This is a genomic window from Kriegella aquimaris, assembly GCF_900103215.1.
Lineage (GTDB): Bacteria > Bacteroidota > Bacteroidia > Flavobacteriales > Flavobacteriaceae > Kriegella > Kriegella aquimaris.
In genome coordinates this window covers 109,453-130,310 of the sequence record NZ_FNGV01000016.1, presented here as the reverse complement: position 1 = coordinate 130,310, position 20,858 = coordinate 109,453, and the positions used below count along the sequence as shown (strand labels likewise).

At 38.5% G+C, this 20,858-nt stretch carries 18 protein-coding genes; 10 read left to right on the top strand and 8 right to left on the bottom strand.

Going from position 1 to position 20,858, the window contains the following annotated elements; genetic code table 11:
* Positions 1-2: 2 nt before the first annotated feature.
* The 5 genes from BLS33_RS21615 to BLS33_RS21595 all read right to left on the bottom strand — a co-directional run bounded on the left by BLS33_RS21615 (position 3) and on the right by BLS33_RS21595 (position 10,985).
* Entirely contained in the window at positions 3-1,589 is a 1,587-nt protein-coding gene (locus BLS33_RS21615; RefSeq protein WP_089894873.1) for a PKD domain-containing protein, read from the bottom strand.
* An 11-nt stretch (positions 1,590-1,600) separates the two neighbouring features.
* Positions 1,601-3,115, bottom strand: a complete 1,515-nt coding sequence (locus BLS33_RS21610) for a RagB/SusD family nutrient uptake outer membrane protein (RefSeq protein ID WP_089894871.1) — start codon at positions 3,113-3,115, stop codon at positions 1,601-1,603.
* A 14-nt stretch (positions 3,116-3,129) separates the two neighbouring features.
* Positions 3,130-6,252 (bottom strand): SusC/RagA family TonB-linked outer membrane protein, encoded by a 3,123-nt coding sequence (locus BLS33_RS21605; RefSeq protein ID WP_089894869.1) that lies wholly within the window; start codon positions 6,250-6,252, stop codon positions 3,130-3,132.
* A gap of 239 nt (positions 6,253-6,491) precedes the next feature.
* Positions 6,492-9,296, bottom strand: a complete 2,805-nt coding sequence (locus BLS33_RS21600) for a helix-turn-helix and ligand-binding sensor domain-containing protein (RefSeq protein ID WP_089894867.1) — start codon at positions 9,294-9,296, stop codon at positions 6,492-6,494.
* 474 nt (positions 9,297-9,770) lie between these two features.
* Positions 9,771-10,985 (bottom strand): site-specific integrase, encoded by a 1,215-nt coding sequence (locus BLS33_RS21595; protein ID WP_176801481.1) that lies wholly within the window; start codon positions 10,983-10,985, stop codon positions 9,771-9,773.
* 234 nt (positions 10,986-11,219) lie between these two features.
* Between BLS33_RS21595 and BLS33_RS21590 the strand changes: the two genes are divergently transcribed.
* The 10 genes from BLS33_RS21590 to BLS33_RS21545 all read left to right on the top strand — a co-directional run bounded on the left by BLS33_RS21590 (position 11,220) and on the right by BLS33_RS21545 (position 16,846).
* On the top strand, positions 11,220-11,522 hold the full coding sequence (locus BLS33_RS21590; protein ID WP_089894862.1) for a hypothetical protein: 303 nt from the start codon (positions 11,220-11,222) through the stop codon (positions 11,520-11,522).
* A 380-nt stretch (positions 11,523-11,902) separates the two neighbouring features.
* A complete protein-coding gene (locus BLS33_RS21580; RefSeq protein ID WP_089894859.1) occupies positions 11,903-12,772 on the top strand; it encodes a DUF4412 domain-containing protein in 870 nt (289 codons plus the stop codon).
* Between the two features lie 93 nt (positions 12,773-12,865).
* Complete coding sequence (locus tag BLS33_RS21575; RefSeq protein WP_089894857.1) at positions 12,866-13,102, top strand: hypothetical protein; 237 nt, start codon at positions 12,866-12,868, stop codon at positions 13,100-13,102.
* 299 nt (positions 13,103-13,401) lie between these two features.
* Complete coding sequence (locus tag BLS33_RS21570) at positions 13,402-13,755, top strand: hypothetical protein (RefSeq protein ID WP_089894855.1); 354 nt, start codon at positions 13,402-13,404, stop codon at positions 13,753-13,755.
* On the top strand, positions 13,752-14,306 hold the full coding sequence (locus BLS33_RS21565; RefSeq protein ID WP_089894853.1) for a hypothetical protein: 555 nt from the start codon (positions 13,752-13,754) through the stop codon (positions 14,304-14,306). The genes BLS33_RS21570 and BLS33_RS21565 overlap by 4 nt, the downstream gene beginning before the upstream one ends.
* Positions 14,303-14,893 carry a hypothetical protein gene (locus BLS33_RS21560; RefSeq protein ID WP_089894851.1) on the top strand — a complete coding sequence of 197 codons (591 nt, stop codon included), beginning with the start codon at positions 14,303-14,305 and terminating at the stop codon, positions 14,891-14,893. The genes BLS33_RS21565 and BLS33_RS21560 overlap by 4 nt, the downstream gene beginning before the upstream one ends.
* 27 nt (positions 14,894-14,920) lie before the next feature.
* Positions 14,921-15,700, top strand: a complete 780-nt coding sequence (locus tag BLS33_RS21555) for a hypothetical protein (RefSeq protein ID WP_089894848.1) — start codon at positions 14,921-14,923, stop codon at positions 15,698-15,700.
* A gap of 3 nt (positions 15,701-15,703) precedes the next feature.
* Positions 15,704-15,952 (top strand): hypothetical protein, encoded by a 249-nt coding sequence (locus BLS33_RS21550; protein WP_089894846.1) that lies wholly within the window; start codon positions 15,704-15,706, stop codon positions 15,950-15,952.
* Between the two features lie 36 nt (positions 15,953-15,988).
* On the top strand, positions 15,989-16,159 hold the full coding sequence (locus tag BLS33_RS24975) for a hypothetical protein (RefSeq protein ID WP_176801480.1): 171 nt from the start codon (positions 15,989-15,991) through the stop codon (positions 16,157-16,159).
* 15 nt (positions 16,160-16,174) lie between these two features.
* A complete protein-coding gene (locus BLS33_RS21545; RefSeq protein ID WP_089894844.1) occupies positions 16,175-16,846 on the top strand; it encodes a hypothetical protein in 672 nt (223 codons plus the stop codon).
* A 309-nt stretch (positions 16,847-17,155) separates the two neighbouring features.
* Here the strand turns inward: BLS33_RS21545 and BLS33_RS21540 are convergent, their stop codons facing one another.
* The 3 genes from BLS33_RS21540 to BLS33_RS25085 form a co-directional block, all read right to left on the bottom strand.
* Entirely contained in the window at positions 17,156-18,154 is a 999-nt protein-coding gene (locus BLS33_RS21540) for a 3-hydroxyacyl-CoA dehydrogenase family protein (protein ID WP_089894842.1), read from the bottom strand.
* Between the two features lie 104 nt (positions 18,155-18,258).
* Positions 18,259-19,344 (bottom strand): Gfo/Idh/MocA family protein, encoded by a 1,086-nt coding sequence (locus tag BLS33_RS21535; protein WP_245731585.1) that lies wholly within the window; start codon positions 19,342-19,344, stop codon positions 18,259-18,261.
* A gap of 104 nt (positions 19,345-19,448) precedes the next feature.
* Entirely contained in the window at positions 19,449-20,810 is a 1,362-nt protein-coding gene (locus tag BLS33_RS25085) for a 3-keto-disaccharide hydrolase (RefSeq protein ID WP_218129625.1), read from the bottom strand.
* Between the last annotated feature and the right edge of the window lie 48 nt (positions 20,811-20,858).

The window sequence follows — 20,858 nt, the reverse complement described above, 5'->3', positions numbered from 1 at the left end:
TTTTATTGTTTCATCAATTTAAAATACCACACTTCTGAACCTCCATTAAAACCAGAAATTGTCACCTCTAAAATATTGCCACCAGAAGACAGCACATAATCATACGTTATGGTATTATCTACCGGCATTCCATCTTCCCCGTTATTATGAACCTTTGGTAATCCTATATAAGCACCCACACCGGTAACTATAACCGTACCGCCATTATCTACATAGGTTGCCGAACTTGTTCCATCATGAGGCGCAATAGGAATACCACAAGCTTCGGGATCTACTCCTTGCCATGGTTCAAGCCATGTTTCTAGCCCTAAACTATTTTGGAATGTTCCGTCTGCACCGAATATATATTCATCGTCAAAGAAACACGCTCTTGTAATAACATCGGCAGCCCCCATAGACCACCATACACTGCCATCACCAGGACCTACTGAAATCGCACCCTCTTCCGGAGCTATTTTCCATGTACCTATTAATGGTGAAGATCCCGTAGCTACTTTCCAGAAATATAGATTATCTATAAATATTGTTTCCCCTGCAGGTGTCCCAACAAATTTAAACTGCATAAGATTATCCAATGGTAAGCCCTGCTCGGTAAAATCTGTCAACGAAATATCAAAACTATTCCATTGATTGGCTACCAATTGTTTGGTTACAAACCTTTCGTCATCTGGAGTAACACCACCTGGAAGTGGAAAAATATCAATTGACAGGTTTTCGGAGGTCCAAATATCAATGTGTAGCATTTCCATTGCAGAAGCATCAACGGCAGAACCTATATCGATACCTTCATAGTTTAAATTACTATATTGAATCATCATATCACCATTCAAATCGAAAGGAGTGTAAACTGTTGATTGTCCCCAATTTGGAAAAAAGTTTGTATCTGCAATATCGGTATAGACATCACTAAAAATCGACACAACGTTATTTTGGGTGCTTGAAGGCGAAGCAGCCGGTTCTAGTGGTTGTAGTATGGCTGTAACTTCAAAATCTATTTCAGTAAACGCAGTGGTTTCGATAGCTGCCCCCATGGCTGTAACAACTATTGTATAAAAGCCTGCATCTGAATAAATATGAGATGCCGTTTCTGCAATATCTGCCTGAACAAGCTCAGACCCATCTCCAAAATTCACTTCGAAAGTAAGGGCATCATCAGCCGTAGCAGTCACGTTTACTTGTTTTGAAACCGCTTCGTCATTGGTTATAGTGACCTCTAAATTTTCTGGCGCCTTGAACGATACTTCTAATGGCACTGTGGCTTCAGAAGTTTTACCTCCCAAACCAGTGGCCACAATTCGTATGCTATACGAACCTTCGCCATAGGTATGTGTGGCACTTTCGCCCTGTGCAACTACTTCGGGCTCTGTAGTATTATCGCCATAATAAATGCTATATGACGAAGCTCCTTCGCTATTTGGGGTTATTGTAACGAGCCCGGTGTTGTCTTGCGTAACCTCGAATACTGCAGAAACATTGGCTGGTGCCACAACTGAGTTTACAAAATCCACATTGTCAAAGTTATTCTCTTCACAGCTCCATACAACAGCCAGAAGAACCATAACATTTAAAATATTTTTCACTGCTTTCATATTTAAATACTTTAGTTATAATTTGGATTTTGTTCAATTATAGTATTTTCAAATTCTTTAAAAGGAATTGGAAAAATTTCATGAGTTCCAGCAACAAATCCCCTATCGGCCAATACTGTAGCTGCTCGCCCAGTTCGAACTAAGTCGAACCAACGGTGACCTTCTCCTACCAATTCAAGTCTGCGTTCATCCATAACAGCATCCATGGAAACTGGTACAGATGGTAAACCAACTCTTGCCCTGACAGCGTCCAATAATGCTTGTGCTCTTGTGCCAGTTGCCCCGAGAGCTTCTGCTTCCATTAAATAGGTGTCCGCTAATCTTATGATATAAGAATTTTGTCTATAGTTTAATTCCGTATTACCTGCTAACGTTGATTTATCCGCATTAGTCGGCATAAATTTTCTTAGAAAATACCCAGTGTCTTGGTAGCCTGCGATATAATCTGCATCACCAGCATCTTTTAAAGCCTTCATGTCGAATACCGTTGCATTAAATCTTGGGTCATCTTTGATGAAATCGTACAAATCTTGGGTTATAGGATTAAAGCTCCAACCAGCTGCAAAGTCAGGTGCGGAATCACTAAGTTTAGAATACGTTCTTGGACCAACCATTTGGTTATAAGAATTTCCTTCATCAGAGCCTTGCCCCCAATTGTCCCACCCTGTAAGACTTTCATTCGTATGTGGTACTTCGATAATTGATTCTGAATTGAACTTATTACTTACACCCCATAAATCATCAAAATTATCCAGTAGTTTATTACCATATTGGTTTACCTCCCCTGGTGTGCCGTTGACTTCGGCAAATTGAGCTGCCGCCAAAGCATTTTTACCTATATACAGATAAACTTTTCCTAATAGTGCTTGAGCGCCTCCTTTGGTGAGCCTACCTGTTTCGGAAGCAGAAGTTATAGTTTCTGGCAATACAGCTATTGCTCCTAAAAGATCCGTTTCAATGAGTGCGTAAACATCGGCTGGATTTGCTTGAGGTATATTAAAAATTTCAGCTTGGTCTATGGGTTCCGTTATCAATGGAATGTTCTTGAACATGCGTACCAAATTAAAATAGTAAAGTGCACGTAACGCCTTTGCCTCGGCGCTAAATCTACTAATTAAACTTGCATCCATTGGAACATCAGGTAATTGTAAGAGTAATATGTTCGCTCTAAAAATTCCTTGGTAGTGATCACTCCAATACGATTGAGGCATAGAGACGGAATTCATATTATATGACGAAAAATCTTGAAGTCCTTGACCATCACTTGCGTTTCCACCACCAGCAAAATGATCATCTGAGCCCGAATTCATCATAGCTACCAAATTATCAAACCCACCAGTATTTTTCTGAAGTCTATCATAAGTAGCAATCAGCCCGGTATAGGCCTGTTCTTCGTTTTCATAATAGTTATTCGTAAGGAATTTACCTTTAGGCTCAACCTCTAAAAAGTCATCAGAACACGATGTGATTGCACCTAAGATTAATGCACCTATACCAAAAATGTAAGTATTTTTTATAAATTTCATGTTTCCTATTTTTATTAAAACTGTAAGTTAACACCAACCATATAAGATCTTGCTTGGGGATAATATCCTCTATCAATTCCTAAAATGTCTCCACCGATTTCTGGGTCATAGCCCGTATATTTAGTGAAAGTCAACAAATTTTCACCGGTAATGTAAAGTCTCAACTTTTGAACACCAATCTTGCCGACAACATCAGAAGGTAGGGTGTACCCTAGTTGAATAGTTTTGAGTCGTACATAACTTCCATCTTCTAAATAAAAATCTGAAGCTCTAGAAAAATTACCGTTGGTATCATCATCAGTTAATCTTGGAAAGTCATTTGAAGTTCCTTCCCCTGTCCATCTGCTTAACGCCCTATTTGAATAATTGGCTGTTGGAATGTCAAGCCTGCGTAACCCCTGGAAAATTTTATTCCCTGCAGATCCTTGCCAGAATACCATTGCATCAAACCCTTTGTAGTCTGCATTTAATGTCACTCCGAAGGTATATTTTGGAATACCGCTACCAATAAATGTTTTATCGTCATCTGTGATAGTTCCATCTTCGTTTTCGTCAACCCATTTAATATCTCCCGGACTTGCATTTGGTTGAACAAGAGCTCCTGAAGTATTCGTATAAGCGTCTATTTCTGCTTGGTTTTGGAAAATTCCATCAGTTTTGAATCCATAAAATGAATTATAGGATTGGCCGACTTGCGTTCTAGTAATTGGCCCCATTGACTGAAATGAAGCTGTTGCATCTGTAATAAACTCCTTATCGTTTCCTAAAAAGGTCACTTCATTTTTTAGATAAGATACATTTCCACTTGCGCGAAAATTCATTTCGCCAAAAGTTTTACTATAACCCAGTTCCAACTCAAGACCAGAATTTTCCATATCGGCAACATTCGCCAACGGATTTTCTATAGCCCCAACATATCCAGGAATGTCGGAACGTTGTAAAATACCGGTAGTTGTTTTCTTAAAATAATCAAATGTTACACTTAAATCATTAAATAATCTAGCTTCAAAACCAACATTTAATTGTGCTGTTTCTTCCCACTTCAAATCTGGGTTATCTGGTGCATCGGGGCTATACCCGATTACGACAGTACCGTCTGAACCATTGGTATAATTACTGCCACCGCTCACAGTTGCCAAATAGCCAAAATCCGGAATTGCATCGTTACCTACTACGCCATAACCACCCCTGATTTTAAGTTGGCCAATACTATTGTTATCTTTCCAAAAACCTTCTTTAAAAACGTTCCATCCTAAAGAAAAAGAAGGAAAAATACCATAACGGTTATTCTGACCAAATCTAGAAGAACCATCACGACGAATAATTCCGGTAAAGATGTATTTTTCATCAAAATTGTAATTCAATCTTGAAAATATGGAAGACACTCTATGATCATTACTAGTTTCTGCACCGGCAGTCTTTTGGTCTGCAGGTATATCAAAATTAAATGAGGCATCGTCACGATTATCAACAGGCAAATCTGTGAATGTAACATCTACTTTACTGTTAATATTGTCTACATAAGATCCTTGTCCCAGTAAAAGGGTAAAGTCGTGCTTACCAAATACTTTATTATACGAAAGCGTATTTTCTATATTCCAACCAAAACCCTTTTCCCTACTCCTATAAATACTATTTAATTCCCTGGAATTATTTGCGTTTAAATAATAGGACGGATTAAAGTTTTCATCTCCCCAATATGATAATTTCATTCCGCCGGAAGTTTTAAATACCAAACCTTCCATTGGTTTTATTTGTAAATAGGCATTACCAACAATATCATCTGACCATCCATAATTTCCTAACCTTGTCTGTTCGTAAGCCAATGGATTTGTCATTTCTTGTGCAACTATTTCAGAAATTCCATAAGGGTTTCCATCAGCGTCTCTAAAGACAGGCCCATTACTATCGTTATACGGCGACCTGTTTGCAATATTCGGATTTGTAATTACGGCAGGGGTTATAGGATCTAAATTTAGGGCTGAACTTAAAGGGCCACCAAATTCACTATTTGTATTTCCTAAACCAATAGTTTTTTTATGGGCGTACCCAAACGTTTGACCTACCGTAAATACATCAGAAATTTTGTGTGTAGAGTTTAGCCTAAAATTCTTTCTGTTGAAATTCGAAATATTTGTTGAAACTATACCTTCTTGATCCAAAAATCCAAACGAGGCATAAAACGTAGATACGTCGTTGCCAGCACTAAGGCTAAGTTCATGCGAAGTACGAATCGCAGAGTCATTGAAGATTAACTCTTGCCAATCTGTTCCACTACCCAATTCACCTAAATTTGGATACAGCACAGCACCTCCTGCAGCAACAGATTTTTCATTCATTATGGCCCCGTATTCAGAAGCATTTAATAAGGATAATTTATTTGCAGGGCCTGATAAACCGGTAAATCCTGTATAGTTAACCTGCAACCTTCCAGGACTTCCGGTTTTTGTAGTAATTAAAAGTACACCTGAAGCAGCACGAGCTCCATAAATTGCCAACGAAGCTGCGTCTTTTAAAACTTCTATAGATTTGATATCTGACTGATTTAAATATCCAATCCCCCCAGAATCTACTATAACTCCATCAACAACCCAAAGTGGGTTGTTTCCACCAGAAGTTGTATTAAAAGTAGTAATACCTCTAACCCTAACTGTAGAGGCATCACCAGGCTGACCAGAATTTGAGGCAATAACAACCCCTGATACCCTACCTTGAAGTGCTTGTTCAACTCTTGCTATTGGCAAATTTTCAAGATCTGATGCTTTCACACTTGAAATTGCGCCGGTAACTACGCTTTTCTTTTGTGTACCATAACCGACTACCACTACTTCTTCCAAGGCGGCTACATCATCTTGCATCACAATGGTCAGATCGTCGGAATTCTGGATGGCAATCTCCTGGGGAACAAACCCTATATAGGAGAATACTAGGATATCACCGGTGGAAAGACCGGTCATCGCAAAGTTACCATCGAAATCAGTAGTAGTTCCCGTAGTGGTATTTTTTACTACGATACTTACGCCGGGCAACGGTTCATTAAAACTGGCATCCTTAACAACTCCGCTAATGGTAAGGTCTTGACTATATAATGTTGACATGCAACATAGCATAATAAGAAAAATAAATGTGTTCTTCATTTGTAGTATGTTTTGAAGTCACAATGTATTTTTTAGTTGGCCGCAATCCAAAAAGAACACCCCAACAAAAAATATACATCTTGTAAAAAAATGTAGGGTAAACTGAAGAATCGTTGTAAAAGGCTTAAAATATTAAGGCTTTCGCAATCTTATAAAGAGTGCTTCAGCCTTAGCAAAAGATTATGAAAACTCGCTTTGTATGGGTGATGTTGTGGTAAAATGAGGTTGTGTTGTGCCTTCTAAAGGTTAAAAATGTAATCGGTAAGGTTATTTTCGTGCGATAAGGCCATTTTTTTTCGAAGTCGATACCGTTTTACTTCTACACTGCGGCTAGAAATATTGAGTAACGGAGCTATTTCTTTGGAAGATAGATTGAGCCTCAAGTATGCACATAAGCGCAAATCGTTGGGGGTCAGTTCGGGGTGCAATGTTTTCACTTTCTTTAAAAAGTCTTTGTCTGCATTGTTAAAGGCCTCTTCAAAGAGTTTCCAATCGTCTGCGTTGTTAATGTTACGGTCTATTGTTCGTATTACGGATTTTATTTTCGGATTATCTTTGCTCTCCTTTAATTGTTCTTTGATCGCATTTAGAAATTCGTTCTTTTTAATAAGGCTCATGGTCGACACGGCAAGTTCCCTATTCTTACTTTTTATTTCACTTTGCAGTTTCTCATTCTTAATTTGAACTATTTTCTTTTGCGTCTTTAGTTTTTTACGCTTGAGCCTTTTTTTGTTTTCCTTCAACAACAAATCTTGTTGTTTCTTGTAATACGTTTTATACAATTTATGAATTAGGACCGTTATCAAGGTTATGGAAATAACATAGAGAAGAATTGCCAAATTGGATATATACCATGGTCTTGCAATCGTAAATTCAAATGAAGCAATATTATCGGTAAAGGTATTGCCTGCCTTTGCCCTGACTTTAAATATATAATCACCGTAAGGTAAATTTTTAAAAGAAACTTCGGCCGCCGTTGACCAAATGCTCCACTCATCATAAATTCCGTTCAGTTGATGTTGATAATAAACCTCGGTAAATTTATCGAACTCGGGAACACTAAAACCGAAGTTCAAATTGTTCTCTGAATAGTTGAACTCGTTATTACCAACAACTTTTTCTGCTATTTTAGGGGCATCATAAAACTCTTTTGAGACCGAATTTATTGAGATATGATATTCCTGCGTCTTTAACTTTTTCAAATCCAGGGTAATATACCCGTTAGAAATACCTATTAGGTACAAATCATCTTTCAGATGGGTTATAGATTCAAACCCAAATACCCCCATACTATTTCTGAAGGATTTTGGTATCGGAATTCTATTTGCTACAAGTTTGTTATTGAATTGCCCAGGTGCCAGATATATAATGTTGCTATCGGTAAAGCCCCAAAGTTTTCCAGTATCATCATTCGGGGTAAGCACCCCAATAATATGCTCATCAGCATTAAAAAGCTTAGCGGTTAAAAGAACGTCAGATACGAAATCTTGCCTTTCCATATCGAATTTAAAAACTCCATTGACCGTCGTATATACTATTTCGCCATTAAATTTAATCAAACTCGACCCCGTGCCTTTTGAGTTCTTCTGTTTAACGGACAACACTTTCTTAAAATCAGTATCCACTTTTAAATCAAAAATGCCTTTGTATTCATGGTTCACGAGAATATGTTGCCTATCTACAAACTCGAAAAACCTGCTAGAGCTCTCAAATCCTTCTATTTTGTTGCGAAATTGCCATTGGCCATTTGTGCGTTCAAGAACACTCAACCCCTTATAATTTCCTTGGAGCAATAAATTATTGTTAGATTCAAGCTGCTTAATATCCCATGTTCCGGGGAGGTCTGAAATTTGCTCTGCCACATCTTCGTTTACTACAAAAGTTCCAGAATTATGCCCGCAAAAAAGTGTGCCACCAATATTTTTTAATACCCATACCTGCCCTTCAGTATGTTTAACAAGTTTATAAACACCTTCTTCATTCTCTCTTTTGACGAACAAGCCCTGATTTGTACCTAAGTATTTAAAACCATTGAATAAATTTGAAGAGTATACCACACCTATTCTTCCGACCTGATCAATATACTCTTTGAAGGGCGAATCTAAGTTTATGACGCTCATACCGTTGTCTAAACCTAGCCAAAGATTATGATCGACATCTTGAAAAAGAGATAGGACCGTATTATTGTTCAAGCCTCTTTCTTGATTTATATGGGCAGCTAAATCTCCGTTTTTGTCAATATGATAAATTCCGTTTGCAATCGTTCCTAAAACAAAGGAATTATCGTTTAATTGAATACTGCTATATACCTTTACCGATGCCAGCTCATCGTCTGCCGTGATGTTCCATCTGCGAAGACCATGGGTATCCAAAAAATAAAACTCACCTAGCTCAGTGACCAATAAAGTGCTTTCATCTATAGAAAAAGCCCCAACTACAATATCCTTCTTAAGGATGGAATTATCAGAGACCAATACGGACTTCCCATTTTCAATGGTAAAAATCCCTTCATTTATCTTTTGAAAGTAAATACTGTTTCCAACTTTGAGAATCTCAGCCTTCGTAGTTTTGGCATCAAGCATTTCAAATGATTCATCAATTGTATTATAAATATATATGCGATCTAAAGATTGAAATAACACCCAATCCTTGAATTCCGATATATTCCAAAAGTGTTCATCCTCTACGAGTCGGTTCTGAATTTTTGAGGATACGGAAAAGTATTCCAGATTACCGAATTCGTTCTTTTTCCAGTATCCAAACTCCATATAACTGCCCGTATAGATACGTGCGCCAATCACCTCGACAGATCTTATATATGTTCCGTTAGGAGAAGGGTATAATTTCCATTTACTCCCATCAAATTCAAGTAATCCACCGTTGTTCGCCACATAAATGTGTTTGTTATCGGATTGGGAAACCGACCAATTTTGGTTTTCAGCTCCATAATCGATTGGGCTATAATTTTGGACTGGAGGTAGTTCTTGAGAAAGAAGCCCAATTGAAAGAAAAAGAAATAACAGATTTAAAATTTTGCAGACCATTCAATATCCGATTATATAATACCAGTACTAAATATAATATTTATAAAATGATTAATCGATTAGCTAAATACAGCAAAGGTTCTTTGGAGAATAGAGTAAAAAGCTCATTTGTATTAACATTGTTTTACCGAATCAAAAAAAGCCGACATTTAAAAAGTCGGCTTTTCCCTTGGTACAGACGGAAAGACTCGAACTCTCACACCTTGCGGCATTAAAACCAAAGTTCGGCGTGTCTGCAAATTCCATTATGTATTTATCTCCCTGATTATATGAAAAGCAACGTCTAAATTGCGTGCAATCCGCATACCACAAGAAATTATAACAGGCCCTCGGTTACTCGAAGGCCTTTGCTCGTTTGCGGTCCGGACGGGACTCTAATCCGCGACGTGCAAAGTAACTTTCAGAAAGGCGCTAACTCTGACACCGTTCGGCATTGGACCACAGGGTCAATTGTGGCTTCATGCACACTAAATCCTAAATTTCCAACCTCTCCTGATATTCATCCATGATATGAGTTGGTAGGTTTTTGATGTATATTTCTGTGGTCTGAAGTTTACTGTGCCCCAGCATTTTGCTCAGTGCATTTATGGGAACATCATTGAGGATAAGATTCGTTGCCATAGAATGGCGGCTTACATAGCTGGTCAAATTTTCTTCAATATCGCATAACAGAGCAATCTCTTTTAGACGCTTGTTATATCGCTTCCTTTCCCATTGTACATCGTTAAATTGATCTTGCAGATCTTTGCGCTTTATGATCGGGAAAATATGGGCCGTTTTGTCCTTACCTATCAAATAATAGTCCATAATCGATGATAACTGTGGAGTCACCTTGATATCGTAGTGTCTGGCGGTTTTTTGTCTGCGGTACTGGATGCGTCCATCTATGATATTATCCACTTTTAAAAATGCCATATCAATAAAAGAAATACCGTTCATGAGGTAGGAACACAAAAAATAGTTCCTAGCGTTGAACAATGGAGAGGCGTAATCCAATTTTAAATCCAAAATACGCTTGATTTTATCCTTGCTAATTGCCCGTTTTGCTGTTGGCTCCGATTTTATCTTGTATTTCTTAAATGGATAAGAATCCGCAGATACTGCCCCCTGATGAATGGCTTTATTATAGATGGCCCTAAACGTTCTCATATACATGGATAACCCGTTTATACTATTTCCCTTTTTTAAATGCGCAGTTTCAAATCGTTTGAGATAGGTGTAGGTCATCTCTTCGAACCGGAGAAACTCTTTTTTATTAAAATTCTTCAATGCGCCGAGAGCGCATCTATAGGCCTTAGCGTTGCCAAAGCGATTCGCCTCCTCCATTTCACTTATCAATTGTTCGGTAAAATCAAAAAAGGAAATCGTGATGGTCGGCTTGGTCAACCGGTATTTAAGTTCTGTTATGCTTAATCCTTTTAACTGCCCATTTTCCTCCAATTCATTAATACCGTCCCTCAATTCTGTTTTTTTCTTGACAAGAAGATTATTTAATCGTGCGACGGACGACACACCATTATAGGTTCTTTTGACCTCACGGTTCTTTTGATTCCAGTACTCGGGTGGTACGGCCAAACCAGTTGCGATGGCAATTGTTTTTCGATGATGGCTTAATCTAAAAATTATCGGGCACATTCCGTCCTTTCGTTTGCGCCTTGTATCAACGGAGAGCGTGATGTTAGTTTTCATAAATTGAAGATACGAAAAATTTGCACTCAATTTGCACTCAAAATTGAGTATCATATGGGTTTATATGAATTCATGTATAATATAAAACGTTGATAATCAACGTATTTAAATCTTTTTTAGACTGTATGAAATCAATAATCCGACGTCTTCTAAGCAGGCGGTCCTAGGTTCGAATCCTAGTGCCATCACTACACTCTCAAAACCACACCATTTGGTGTGGTTTTTTAATTTATAATGAAGCCAAACTTCTTTGGCCTTGGAATAAATAGAAAAACTCGTAGCGCTCTGCATGGTTTTGAATTGGAAACATTGATGGCACTAGGATTAACTGTGGTGACCCTAGTGCCACCAATGTTTATAGGGCTTTTAGTTTTATGGAAGCCTTTTTTTATGAAAGTGGTACAACAAATTACTTCTCTATTGATTCCTTTCGATCCTCGAATACGTAGTATTCTGAAACTATTTTCCATGCTGAAAACATCTTCTGATGTCTCCTACTATAATCTATTTATCAAATTAGTGTGGCTTGTTGCCTAATTCACACCAATTTTCAAAAATCGCTGCTAATCCTTCAGAAAATATTCTTTTAATTAAAAACTTGCTTGACTTTCTTATGAAAGTCCACTCCGCTACTTTGGGCAGATCCCTAAAATAATTACCAATGAAGAAAACGATTTTTATGCCCTGATTTTGGATGAGGAATCTCAGCATTTTTCAAAACTAGAGTCCAAAAAATCAGATATATCCCTTCATTTCTGTCCAGCTGTTTTAATTGAGAAATAAGTTGCGCATCGCTTATTGGTACCAGTGTCTTTTGGAGGGTGACATACCCTAAATATAAAATTTTTAAGATAGGTGTGTTGACCTTTTGGAAATATGGGTACAAATAGGTGAACAATCATTAAAAGCTCGGTATTATGAAAACGATAAAGACTACTATTCTACTATTGCTTTTCTTATTTATAGGAATAAACACACAAGCCCAATTCTGGAAAAAGGTAACCAAGAGTGCAGAAAAAGCTGCTGAACGGGCGGTGTTAAAAAAAACAGAACAAAAAGCCACCGAAAAGACCGACAAGGCACTTGACAACTTGTTCGATATGGACCTAAGCACCATGGGCATGGGAGGCCGGCAGGTCGACCCCTCGACCTTGCCAAGTTCGTACGAATTCAAATGGCGCTATACGCTGCAAATGTCGCATTCAAAAGGAGATATTAAAATGCATTATGTCTTGTCGGAAAATGGTGGAGCTTTCGGGAGCAAACCGGAGATGTCACAAGGTCGTACACCTATGGGGAATATGCTGATGATTATGGACCCGACACTTTCGACTACCACGATCTTGATGGATAATGGAGGAAAAAAGACCGGCACGGTCATGTCAAATCCTGACATAACTGGCGCGGTGTCTAAAGAGTCTAATATGGAGGATTATGATTTCAAGGAAATAGGAACGAAACAAATTTTGGGTTTTACCTGTCAGGGTTTTCAAATAGAAAATGAAGATGCCCTTACTACCATGTACGTGGCCTTCGATACCCCGGTAAGTTTCGACAACATGTATAGTGGCAACAATGCCAAACAACTGCCCAAGGGCTTTGACCCCAAATGGCTTGAAAGAATCGGTGATAACAGCCTTATGATGGAAATTGATTTTAAGAATAAAAGAAAACCCAAGCAAAGTGCAAAAATGACCTGTGTAGCATTGGAAAAAGAACCCTTGCACATTAACGTTTCAGAATATGATTTCAGTTTTCAAACGAGTTTGCAACAGCAAAGGAATTAACTAAGGATAGGGAGTAATTAATAATCACATAGAGAAACTAAAAAGGAGAAAACATGAAAAAATATAAATGTATTAATAACCTTGATATTGTTAATGACCCAATCTTGTTCAGTCGAGTATGGTATAGATGGCATGGATGGTGCTCAAGGCCCTCAAGGCCTACATGGTGAACAGGGAATTAAAGGTGAGAATGGTAATGCCAATGTAATCGCCTCAGAATGGACTCAGTTTGAGTGGAATAGTGTTAATAACGGAAGTTTGGGAGGCTCTTTGGTAGAAATTCCTAAACTGTATACGCTTATTGAACAAGGTGGTAGCATTGAAGTATAACCTACCCTTTGAATCTTTCTTTTTCATTTACAATATACCTTCAGAAGAAGGGGTGTACAAATTATGGGTATGGCAACTCGCATTGTCCCTAGGTTTTGCTATCGGAAAAAAACAAATTGAGCAAGTATCCGGATTACATATCATTTAAAAACGGTTCTGAACCGTACTAAAGAAAACCAGATATGGGGTCAAAACTTGAAAAGATCGGTCAAAGAAATGGACCAAGCAATAAAGGAAGCCAAGGCTGAAATGGATCAAAAAGAATGTAATTAAAATTTATGAACTTTAAAATTACTATCATGAAAACACATTGTTTTTTTATACAGTTTGTACTGGCCATCTCACTATTTGCCACTGGGTGTAGTAATGATGATTCCCCAGACCCACAATCTGGATGCGATAGAAACAGATCTTGGGGAGAACAGACCAAGGAAGAAAGCGAAGCCGTTGCCACCGCGGCACGAACATTCGCCAATAGTCCTAGCAAAAGCACTTGCGAGAATTTTCGGGGCGCCTATGTCGATTATTTAGAGGCCTTGGAAAAAGTGAATACCTGTATCTTGAAAGAAAACGAGGCTGAGTTTCTCAAAGCTATAGAAAATGGGAAGGCAGAGTTACAAAAACTGAATTGTAATCAAGATTTTCAATCATGAGAAACCACTATATTTTAATGATGCTATTGCTAATAGCAATGAGTTGCAATGAAAAAAAACGGACAAATGAAGCTGTTGCAAAGGCTCAAATCTCAAAATCAGAACTTGGGAAAGGCGCCATGCAGCTGACTCTGAACGGCCAAACCCATGTTTATAATCACATCGACTGGGAAAAGAGCCGAGTAAAATATGATGGTGAAAACGTTAGTCTAAGGATACGCCAAAAGAGACTTCCAATTGTAAAGTTCAGGTTTCCAGACATCCACAAGTCGTTGACTGAATTCAGTGAGTTCAAGATACCGGATGTAATGCGAGGTTTGAAATCTGATAAATACTCAGGCTACCATTCGCCCATTACGCTCAATTTTATTGTTTATTCTGAGAAAGAAGGAAAAAAACAGGAAGCTATAACCCTGCGTAAGGGCACCTTGCGGGCCAATTTTGATAATGACCGGCTGCACGTAGAATTTGAGGGCGAGGGAGGCCCTTCTTTAGATAGTACGGCCCTTTATCCAATTATCGGAACCATTGATATACAAATGAAAAAATGAAAAATATAGTATTAATAGTAGCGATTGTAGTATTAGCATTCTCGTGTAGCAAAAATAATGAAGGTACCGCCATGGGTGAGCTGGGCTATTCTGAAAGTTATGAGGTAAAAATCAGTGGTTCACACCCTGATGGCGCCATTGATTCACATATCATTGTAACTGAGGAAATGGCAATCAACATGGATAAGGTAGAACTCAATTCAGTAGACCAAAATGGGTCTAGCTTGACGATAACCATTCATCTGCCTGCAGATGAAACTGCAAGTGATAAAAAAGAATCGATCGGCTTTTCGATATCTAATTTAGAAGAGACCAATATTTGGAATATTGAAGACACCTATCAAACCTTTCATGTTAACTTGAGCGCGGACCAGAAGAAAAAAGCGATAATCGATTATGTAATTGACGGGGATAATTTGCACTACGGATCGCTATTCCGATTTGAAAAAGGAACTGTGAATGTCAAGCGAGAAGGTATATTATTGAAAGGGACGTTCGCGGGAAAACTTGAACGGGATGGCCGTACCGGTTTGGTTGATGTATCGGGCAGCTTTGTTGCCAATCTTGACGATGACAATCTAAATTGACATAATTACGAAATAAATATATAAGATATGAAGCTGGCAAAGAGCATATGTATTTTCTTTTTTCTTTTCGGTACAGTACAAACCGGTCATGCCCAATTCCTAAAAAAACTAAAGAATGCGGTCGTGGGGGAAACACAAACAGTTCCGACGGAAAAGACCAGTGGTCTCGACCAAAAGTTCAGGAATTGGAATATAGGCGAGGTACAAATTATTGCTGTCTCGGTCTTTTCTAACGATTTGCAAAAAGATAGACAAAACATAGGTACAATAAAAGCGAACGGTAGTTTTGATTTTCAAATGCCAGATAGTATAAAAACCTGGGTGCCAATAAATGTTTATGGTCAGGATTGTGAAAATTCCGAGGAGGCGGTAATCAAAAATCCTGGGGTCAAAATAGCCTGGAACCGCATGTTTGTGTTCCAAAATGGTAAGCATATAGGTGAACTTATGCCTGCTGACCCGGTAAAAGCAGCCTACAATCTGAATCAGGGAGGCATTAACAACGGCACCTTAGGACACTTTTACTTATGGATATATGCCGATGGTAATGCATCCGCCACCATAGATTGTTATAAAAAGATGGACATGACCGATGGAAAAAGTTTTTCGTATAAGAATATGCCTGTCGAAGACAGATTTGACCTCCACTATAAAAAAGGATGGAATATTGTGCAGGTAGAAAATGTGGACAATATTTGGGTAGGATTGACCCAACACTATCTAGAGAGGGAATGGAAAGTGGTCAACGAACTTCCAAATAATACTACGTGGGTCTTTAGGCCCATGGAAACAACCATGACCAAATAAGTTATGAAAACCTTTACCATCATCTTTACAGTGCTTTATCTGGGTTTAGGCTTCGCCATCACCCAAAGAATTGATAAAGTTACCGTAATATCACTGCAATACGTTTCTGGTATGTGCGAAGGCTACTGTACTATAAATATTAAAGTAGACCAAACGGTAAAGTCCGTAACAAGAATACCTGGCACGGCTAATGGGCAACCTAGTGTGTTGGTTGTCAAAAGTGAGATATGCGATTTTGATCATGAAGATTGACAACAGATTCTGAACTCCTTTTCCTTAAGCGAAATAATGGAACTTCCCAGTATCATAGGTTGTCCCGGATGTGATGACGGACCCATCGGTACCTTGACCGTTTTTACAGAAACCGATTTTTATGCGATAAAATTTGAAGGGCTAAAACCACCGAAAGCGATTGAAGGGATTACTGGGCTGATTACTGCAGGCATATTTAAAGAATAACTAAATACTTCAAAAATGAAAACGATTAGAAAGCAAATAAGCAGCGTATTACTGTTTTTCACCGTAATTAGTTTTGCTCAAATTACCCCAGAACAGAAAAAAATGATGGATGAGGTCGAAAAAAAAGCCGCTGAAGTGCAGCGTATAGCCGACAGTTTAATGAACACTCCCCAAATTAGAAATATAATGGCAAATATGGAAGAATTGGAGGAAGATTATGATAATGAAAGACAGCAGCAAAGCCAACAAAAAAAGGGATCACCTTCCAATATTGAAGAAAGTGGACAGGATAAGTGGTCTGCCATACTTTTTTTAGATGGAAAAAGGTATAATTATGACATTATCGATAAGGATAAAAGTAAGGTTTTCTATGATGAAGGAATATGGATAGAATTGCGTCAAGACAAATTGCCAGAAATCATCTTTGAGTTTCCGACCATTGAACGATGGAGTGCAATAGGTCAATATGATTTTAAACTTCCCGATTTTAATTCAGTAGATGGCAGGGAACCCATTACCCTCTATTTCGTGCAAGCAAAAGATACTATAGTATTCAAAAATGGCGCTATAAAGGCAAGCCTTAGAAGTAGGGTGATAAACGTTGAATATGAAGGGTTCGGAGGTGATAATAGTAGCTCAAGATCATTAGCTCCCATTAAAGGCAGTTTTCATGCAACACTTCAATAAAGTTCATAATATTACTTAAAAAAAGACTGAAATGACAACCATATTAAAATTGGCAACTTTTGGGTTATAAGATATTTTATTTCTTTTCCAATCATTTTACTGTTCTTGGCCTTGGTCTCTTGTGCGGAAAAGGCAAAAGAAAAACCATAACAAGTCAAGCAAAATGTCTCAAATGTTTCGACCATAGCCAAAACGCGTAGGAGGCCAGAGAAGATATTGAGAAAGCTGACTATCAAGTATGATTTTATCAGGTCTGGTCAAATCGCACTGTTTTAAGACGGCATTCAGGTCAGTAACTAAATGCCTTAGTTAATTCTCTTTTTTAGCAGCCATTTTTTTCTTTACTATATCGGCTGGATATTTCAATGCCAACTCGCGTATTTCATAACTAAATTCTTCGAAAGTCTCTTTCCATAACTTAGCTTCTTCAGGTGTATACTCATAGAAACCATGTGCATTGGCCACACCTTTTCCTCCTGATTTTACAATATCATCTATTAGTTGTGGCACTTCAGTATTATTAGTAAGGGTAGGGAATAGATCCTTCATTACATTGTGATAAGCGGCAATTCCGGTCAGATCCATCCAACGAAAAAGGCCTACCAATGTCATCCAATAACCTGCATTATTGCGACAGGCACGATCTACATCCTCTACACTGGCATAACCATTCTCTACTAAATTAAATGCCTCTCTATACATCGCGTACATCAACCTGTTAGTAATAAATCCGCGGATATCTTTTCGTACCAAGGTAGGCTCCTTCCCCCAAAAAGAAGAAAGCTCATAAAGCCATTCCCCATGTTTTATATCACTATGATCGCCGCAGATAATTTCAAGAAAACGGGTTGTATGAGAAGGTTCTGCCCAATGCAATCCTAAAAAGCGAGAAGGAATTTTTGTAACCTTTTGCAAAATACTAATAGGAATGGCAGATGTATTACTGGTAATAATGGCGTTATCGCTAACATGGTTTTCGATTTTAGCATACACATTTTTTTTGATGTCCAAATCTTCCAGTGCACACTCAATTACCAGTTTACATTCTTTTAACTTGCCATAATCTTCGGTAATACTAAGATTGGCAAGCAGGTCTTCCGGATTCTTGGTAGTAATCCCTTCCTGCAAAGACTTTTTAAGATGTTCAAGAATACGTGGCTTAGCGGTTATCATATCACTGGGGATCGGAGCTATTGCCACGACAGTGTGGCCGGCCATTAGTAGACAGGCCGTGATACTGCATCCCATGATGCCTAGGCCCACTACAGCAGCAGGTACATCTTCTGGATTCAGGTTTGATTTAGTCATTATAGAGGAGTGATTTTAAAATTTATTTTTTTACCGGAAAGCTGTCGATAACTTCGATTTTTATGTCCGCTGGACGAGCTTTTGTTGCGAATGCCTGATCATTTTTACAGTATAACTACTTTTCCTGTTCGCACAGATTCATCACAGGCAAATGCAATCCTTAAGCTATTCACTGCATCTTCTATATGATCGGTAAGGTCATTATCGTTCCGAATAGCATCAAGAAAATAAAGTTGTTCCCGGTTACAAAGTTCTTGATGGTCTGGTTCATCTTCAAGGTTGATCCAAGTATCTTTTTTTGCAAACTTTTCATTTTTGTCTAAATCGGCATGGTGGTGTCTGAGTGATTCAGTTTTGGTATGGGATTCAATTGAGCCCGATTCACCCTCGCCTCCTGCTTTTTTCGCCACGATAGAAACAGAACCTTTAGGCCCGATTACGTCTTTCACAAAGAAAGCGGTCTCACTCATCATAGGTCCCCAGCCTGCTTCATACCAGCCCACAGAACCATCTTCAAAACGTATCTGTAATTGGCCATAGTTATAATTACCATCAGGAATCTCTTCTGTAAGACGCGCGCCGATTGCATAGACCTGGGTAGGTTTTGAGCGTGTCATCTGGCACATTACGTCAATATAATGAACCCCACAATCAACAATAGGGCTTAGGCTTTTCATTAAATTTCGGTGAAGTGTCCACATATCACCATCACTTTGCTGGTTGAGATTCATTCTCATCACCAATGGTTTTCCCAATTCTTGGCTAATCGTTATGAATCGTTGCCAAGAGGGATGATGACGAAGGATATAACCCACTACTAATTTTTTATTGGTGTTATGAGCTGCTTGCTGTACTCGCTCGGCTCCTTTTACGGAATCGGCCAATGGCTTTTCTATAAACACATGACAATCTTTTTCCAGCGCTTTGATAGCGTAGTCTTCATGAGTGTCAGGATAGGTGGAAATACAGACCGCATCAGGTTTTGTAATCGTCAGGGCTTCTTCGTAATCATCAAATAATTGGTAGCCGCCACCTAGTTTTTTGTTTAAAACTTCTTTACTTGTACCACGGGAAACAAGCCCGCAAATTTCAAAGCCATCCAGCGTATGATAAGCCATTGCATGCGATGCTCCCATATTGCCACATCCCACTACAAGGACACGTAAATTATTTGTGTTTTGTTCCATCATGAATAATTTTAAGCGTTATTAAATCTATTTTCTCTCTTTTTTACCAGTCTGACTTGTAGTATCGACCGCTTTTATACGGAGTTTTGACGGTGCCGAAGGCCGGTTTATAATTCCTCAATGTACAAATCTTTCCAGCGTACTTTAATTCCTCCGCCACTATGTATCTGCAAAGCGATATGCCCTTTTCCAGTTCCGAACTTCACATCTTTTAGATGTACCATTTGTATCCCATTAAGCCACGATGTTATTTCATCTCCTTCCACTTTAATGCGCATGTGGTTCCATTCGCCCTGTCTTAGTGCTTTTTCATTTTCAGCACTGGGTTGTATCAACCATCCACGCCCCCCTGATTCATAAACGCCTCCTGTATGCATTTTGGTCGGTGCCACCTCTACCTGCCATCCTGTAATAGCGGTTCCCTTTATATTGGATCGTACAAACACTCCACTATTGCCATCGGCCTCCTGTTTGAAATCAAAATCAAGTGTAAAATCTTTATAGGTTTTATCTGTGGAAAGATATCCATATTTTTTATCAGGGCCACTTTCGCAAATTAACTCACCATTGTTAACATACCACTTTTCTGTTCCGTGAATTTTCCATCCTGACAAATCTTTTCCGTTAAAAATGCTTTTGTAGCCTTCGGGAATATAGTAAGGAGTGACCGGTAGTGGCGTAAGATCAATTTTGCGGTAAAATATTTCCGCGCCCTCTGATTGTATTTGAATGCGTCCTTCATCAGGCCTGGAAAATATTGCATGATTGACTAATGTGCCATTGAGATATATTGAGATATCACGACCTTTTACGATACATTCTAACCTGTTCCACGCTCCGAAAGGATTGGTCAGATCATTGACGCCTCTAAAATTTTCTTCATCCTTCCAATTCGGATCACGCCCGTTCCAGTTGATTCTTCCGCCGTTTACAGTTACTGGTTCCCCTCCAGATTGATAGATATATGATCCGTTTTGCTTTTCAGGAGCTACAGAACTAGTTAGTAAAAAGTCGTTGCTTTTATCGCCAACCACTATAAAATCACCAGTACCACCCTCGATTATATTACATTCAAGCGAATGCATCCAAGTACCTGAATAGCCACCATCATCTCCTTTTGAATGAAATAGAATACCGCTATCACGTGCCTTCCCTGCTCGTGAACCAAGAGTTTTGGTGCCCCACTTATACTCAACGACCAGCTTGTAATTACTATATTCTTCATTGGTCGTGATACAACCCCACTCTTCACCTGAAATATGTAGGATACCGTCTTTTACTGTAAACACATTTTTAGGATCACTATTTTTTCCTCGGTCTTTGATGAAGGTATACCAGCTATCTAGATTTTTACCATTTAAAAGATGAATTGTGTTTTGTTGCGGCTGAGTCGATTGTGCAACTACACTATCAATTTCTCCAGACATAATACAAACGTACGTGAGGATTACCAAGGTGATTCTTTTCATTTTCAAATCTTTTTTATTGTTAAAACTAAATATTAAACAATCAATAGC

What these genes read in the sequence shown, in the direction of transcription:
- BLS33_RS21590 (WP_089894862.1), top strand. Translation starts at nt 11,220, where the DNA reads ATGAAGCCAAACTTCTTTGGCCTTGGAATAAATAGAAAAACTCGTAGC.
- BLS33_RS21580 (WP_089894859.1), top strand. Translation starts at nt 11,903, where the DNA reads ATGAAAACGATAAAGACTACTATTCTACTATTGCTTTTCTTATTTATA.
- BLS33_RS24975 (WP_176801480.1), top strand. Translation starts at nt 15,989, where the DNA reads ATGGAACTTCCCAGTATCATAGGTTGTCCCGGATGTGATGACGGACCC.
- BLS33_RS21545 (WP_089894844.1), top strand. Translation starts at nt 16,175, where the DNA reads ATGAAAACGATTAGAAAGCAAATAAGCAGCGTATTACTGTTTTTCACC.
- BLS33_RS21550 (WP_089894846.1), top strand. Translation starts at nt 15,704, where the DNA reads ATGAAAACCTTTACCATCATCTTTACAGTGCTTTATCTGGGTTTAGGC.
- BLS33_RS21595 (WP_176801481.1), bottom strand. Translation starts at nt 10,985, where the DNA reads ATGAAAACTAACATCACGCTCTCCGTTGATACAAGGCGCAAACGAAAG.
- BLS33_RS21535 (WP_245731585.1), bottom strand. Translation starts at nt 19,344, where the DNA reads ATGATGGAACAAAACACAAATAATTTACGTGTCCTTGTAGTGGGATGT.
- BLS33_RS21560 (WP_089894851.1), top strand. Translation starts at nt 14,303, where the DNA reads ATGAAAAATATAGTATTAATAGTAGCGATTGTAGTATTAGCATTCTCG.
- BLS33_RS21605 (WP_089894869.1), bottom strand. Translation starts at nt 6,252, where the DNA reads ATGAAGAACACATTTATTTTTCTTATTATGCTATGTTGCATGTCAACA.
- BLS33_RS21565 (WP_089894853.1), top strand. Translation starts at nt 13,752, where the DNA reads ATGAGAAACCACTATATTTTAATGATGCTATTGCTAATAGCAATGAGT.
- BLS33_RS21540 (WP_089894842.1), bottom strand. Translation starts at nt 18,154, where the DNA reads ATGACTAAATCAAACCTGAATCCAGAAGATGTACCTGCTGCTGTAGTG.
- BLS33_RS21615 (WP_089894873.1), bottom strand. Translation starts at nt 1,589, where the DNA reads ATGAAAGCAGTGAAAAATATTTTAAATGTTATGGTTCTTCTGGCTGTT.
- BLS33_RS25085 (WP_218129625.1), bottom strand. Translation starts at nt 20,810, where the DNA reads ATGAAAAGAATCACCTTGGTAATCCTCACGTACGTTTGTATTATGTCT.
- BLS33_RS21570 (WP_089894855.1), top strand. Translation starts at nt 13,402, where the DNA reads ATGAAAACACATTGTTTTTTTATACAGTTTGTACTGGCCATCTCACTA.
- BLS33_RS21610 (WP_089894871.1), bottom strand. Translation starts at nt 3,115, where the DNA reads ATGAAATTTATAAAAAATACTTACATTTTTGGTATAGGTGCATTAATC.
- BLS33_RS21555 (WP_089894848.1), top strand. Translation starts at nt 14,921, where the DNA reads ATGAAGCTGGCAAAGAGCATATGTATTTTCTTTTTTCTTTTCGGTACA.
- BLS33_RS21575 (WP_089894857.1), top strand. Translation starts at nt 12,866, where the DNA reads ATGACCCAATCTTGTTCAGTCGAGTATGGTATAGATGGCATGGATGGT.
- BLS33_RS21600 (WP_089894867.1), bottom strand. Translation starts at nt 9,296, where the DNA reads ATGGTCTGCAAAATTTTAAATCTGTTATTTCTTTTTCTTTCAATTGGG.